General features: G+C 47.8%; 5 protein-coding genes and 1 pseudogene. 3 read left to right on the forward strand and 3 right to left on the reverse strand.

Annotated features, from left to right (window positions below; all coding sequences use genetic code 11):
* Positions 1-360: pseudogene (locus ACP5PX_RS07715) on the forward strand (hypothetical protein); the annotation flags it as partial.
* 234 nt (positions 361-594) lie between these two features.
* Here the strand turns inward: ACP5PX_RS07715 and ACP5PX_RS07720 are convergent.
* Together ACP5PX_RS07720 and ACP5PX_RS07725 are read right to left on the reverse strand one after the other, a co-directional pair.
* On the reverse strand, positions 595-1,107 hold the full coding sequence (locus tag ACP5PX_RS07720; protein ID WP_428085379.1) for an integrase core domain-containing protein: 513 nt from the start codon (positions 1,105-1,107) through the stop codon (positions 595-597).
* 5 nt (positions 1,108-1,112) lie between these two features.
* A complete protein-coding gene (locus ACP5PX_RS07725) occupies positions 1,113-1,502 on the reverse strand; it encodes an IS1/IS1595 family N-terminal zinc-binding domain-containing protein (RefSeq protein WP_428085380.1) in 390 nt (129 codons plus the stop codon).
* 122 nt (positions 1,503-1,624) lie between these two features.
* On the opposite strand from ACP5PX_RS07725, the gene ACP5PX_RS07730 reads away from it, so the two are divergent.
* Positions 1,625-1,849 carry a 30S ribosomal protein S17e gene (locus ACP5PX_RS07730; protein WP_428085381.1) on the forward strand — a complete coding sequence of 75 codons (225 nt, stop codon included), beginning with the start codon at positions 1,625-1,627 and terminating at the stop codon, positions 1,847-1,849.
* Positions 1,850-1,861: 12 nt separating this feature from the next.
* Positions 1,862-2,059 (forward strand): 4Fe-4S dicluster domain-containing protein, encoded by a 198-nt coding sequence (locus ACP5PX_RS07735; protein ID WP_428085382.1) that lies wholly within the window; start codon positions 1,862-1,864, stop codon positions 2,057-2,059.
* Positions 2,060-2,099: 40 nt separating this feature from the next.
* On the opposite strand, the gene ACP5PX_RS07740 is transcribed toward ACP5PX_RS07735, so the two are convergent.
* Positions 2,100-2,681, reverse strand: coding sequence for a M28 family metallopeptidase (locus ACP5PX_RS07740; protein ID WP_428085383.1), 582 nt, complete (start codon positions 2,679-2,681; stop codon positions 2,100-2,102).
* Between the last annotated feature and the right edge of the window lie 169 nt (positions 2,682-2,850).

Consider the following 2,850-nt stretch of genomic DNA (forward strand, 5'->3'; position numbering starts at 1 on the left):
CGCAAGTTCGGTGAGGTATTCGGAGGTATCGAGAATCCGGCACCGAAAACTTTAGCGGAACTCGTTGAGAAATCGGGGCATGCTCGGGCAACGGTGATCAAATGGCTGAAGAAATTCGAATTGGAAGGATTAATCGAAAGAAAACCGATGATTAAAGGAAAAGGACGCCCAAAATTCGTTTATTACCCAAATCCGAGCTTATTCGTTCAATTCGAGAGACATTTGAACATGATATCGTTGCCGTTTGATGAATTCAGTAGGGTCTGTAAATACGAGAAATCAGGTTTCTGCAAGAAAGAGGTTCGAAAATGTCAATTGGCCGATTGTCCAGTCCTTCGGAAGTATTTTCGTCCATTTTAGTCTAAGTAGGTCAACAATTCGAAGGAGAACCCTTTAAGAGCAAGTTTTAAATAAGGTTTTCCTCGGAACCCGTGAGTTTTGAACTTTTTGCGTGCCGTCGGCGGACGATTTCGGAGTCTAAAGATTATTCGCAACGCCTGTGGTGAAGTTTACCAAACCCCCATACCATGGTTCAAGCACATGGGTGAGATGGTCCACACTAAAAGCGCGCTTGAAGGCCTGCATCGAGGTCAGCTAGGTAGTGGAACAGAGCCTGATCAGATCGTAGAGGCGGTTCCTCCCGAGTTCCAATCGGATGCCAGCTTCCTCGGCTGGAAAGCCGTTAAGTTTCTGGTGCGTCCTTACATGGTTGTAGACGAATCTCCGCAGACTCAGGAAAGCCTCGGCCGAGGCGAAGCTTTTGAAATGGCGCATCACTTTGTATCGCTGCTTAATGTCTTGGTTGTGGCGCTCGATCGGGTTGTTGTGCTCGAGGCCGTATTGCTTACAAGCTATCGGAACTCCGAACACCAACCTCGCTATCCTGTAAAAATAGCGGTTGAAGGAAGTCCTGTACTGCCAGAGCTTGTCGCTGACGAACGTTACCAGCTTGCGCTCCTTGGGTGGCTTGGATTTCTCCGCCTCGAAAACCTCGTGTATCTGCGTTCCTAGGGCTGTTTTGAGGCGCCTGAAGAAATCGTCGAATTCCTTAAGGGTCCTGTGCCAAACGAGCTTTGTACCAAGATTGTATTTCGTGCGGGAGTCCACCGCGTTCACATTGTAGCACGTTTTTTCCCCACTTTCAGCTCCACCTCGTCGAGGTGGATTCGCCCCTTGACTCTCGGTTTTGGCATGCGCTTGCGTTCGAATCGCTTTAGGAGCTTCGAGTAGCTCCTGACCCAGTCTAGGATTGTCGAGTCGGCTGGCCTGTAGCCGTGATGCTGCCACACTATTTCTCTTATCTTGCTGAGGGAAAGCCCTTCAACGAAGAGGTGCAACACCAAGGCTATGATTTCGCCCGGGTAATGCCTACCCTCGAAGCCATCCCGCTCCACGAAGAAACGCCTGCAATCCTTGCACCTGTACCCTTGCCTCACCTGATACTTGCGCTTCAGCTTGCCCGCTTTTTTGATCCGGCTGGACCCACAGTGAGGGCACTTCATTCTTCACCTTCCTTCACCCCACCCAGCCTCGGCCCAGCCTTACAACTTTTGGCCGCTAAACTTAAAAAGTCAACGTTTTCGAGGAAAACCCGCGAACACAAAAATTTATAACCTTTGAAACGATGAGCCAAAAGAGCGGAGGCCAAAAAATGGGCAGGATTCGACAGGGACATGTGAAACGTGCTGCAAGGATGCTCCTTGAGGCGTACCCGGATAAATTCTCGACAGACTATGAACAAAACCAGCACGTTTTGGACGAGCTAGCCATTATTGAAAGTAAGCCTCTTAAAAATAGAATAGCAGGTTATATTGTAACATTACTAAAACAAAAGACAAAGGAGGTGTAAATTTTGCCGCCAGTGGTTGATTACACGAGATGTAAGGGCGCAGGCGAATGCGTTGCGGTTTGTCCCACAAATACTCTCGAGATGGGGGCCGCTCAAAAGTCAGCGCCACCGGATGTGGACAAGCAGGTGGTTGTGGCTAGGCCTGAGAACTGCATTGAATGCAGAGCGTGCGAAGTGGCATGTCCACACGGCGCCATAACTGTGCCTTAGTCAATGGGTAGCCCATAACACTTTTAGTTATTATTTGTTTTTATTTTTCTTTTACAGATTTGACAAACTCTAGCACAAGTTTTCCTGCCATTTCCAAATTCACGAGTTCAATTTTATCAGGTAAGTCTTCGGGCCCATGAATATACTTGTACCTGCGCAAGTGAGCATTTTTTATCCCAAATAAGCTCAAAAACTTTTCAAATATTTTTTTCTCGTTTGTATCTGCTGTTAAAGTAGTCGCCCCAGCGCTAGAACTTAAAAGGGGGATATGGTCATGCGAAGCGAAGATCGCCCATATGGGTCTGAGCTCGGCTCCAATGAGCTGGGCGGCTTTAAACACAGCTTGATTCATCGAGGAGGATGTTGCCTTCTTTTTCATTATGCCGTTGCCTTCTACGATACAAAGATGTCCGACGCCAAGGGTGTCCAGATTTAATACAAGGGAGTTTGTGGCCCTTTTGGAGAAGACCTTCGCTCCCCACAGCCCTTGTTCCTCAGCCCCGAAGGCCACGAAAGAGATCTCAATTTCGTCTGGTGGGGAATCGCTTATCGTTCTTGCCACCTCAAGCATCACCGCAACCCCTGAAGCGTTATCATTCGCGCCAGGGGAAACGCGTTTCATGCTAATGTTGGCTATACTTAGACAGAATAAGGGGATATAAATGATAGCCAAGGCACCCCATAGAATGGGCCAGAAGGGGATAATCCAGAGTATCCTAGCTAAAAGAACTATCTCAAAGAATATTAGTAGGGGAGGTGTAATCACCTTTAAAATTATGCTCAATCTTCTG

Origin of the sequence: Hadarchaeum sp. (SeqCode) (assembly GCF_049969415.1) — an archaeon.
In the GTDB taxonomy this organism is placed as follows: domain Archaea; phylum Hadarchaeota; class Hadarchaeia; order Hadarchaeales; family Hadarchaeaceae; genus Hadarchaeum.

Excerpts from the sequence above, each read along its gene's own strand:
- ACP5PX_RS07725 (WP_428085380.1), bottom strand. The coding sequence starts at position 1,502 with ATGAAGTGCCCTCACTGTGGGTCCAGCCGGATCAAAAAAGCGGGCAAG.
- ACP5PX_RS07730 (WP_428085381.1), top strand. The coding sequence starts at position 1,625 with ATGAGCCAAAAGAGCGGAGGCCAAAAAATGGGCAGGATTCGACAGGGA.
- ACP5PX_RS07740 (WP_428085383.1), bottom strand. The coding sequence starts at position 2,681 with ATGAAACGCGTTTCCCCTGGCGCGAATGATAACGCTTCAGGGGTTGCG.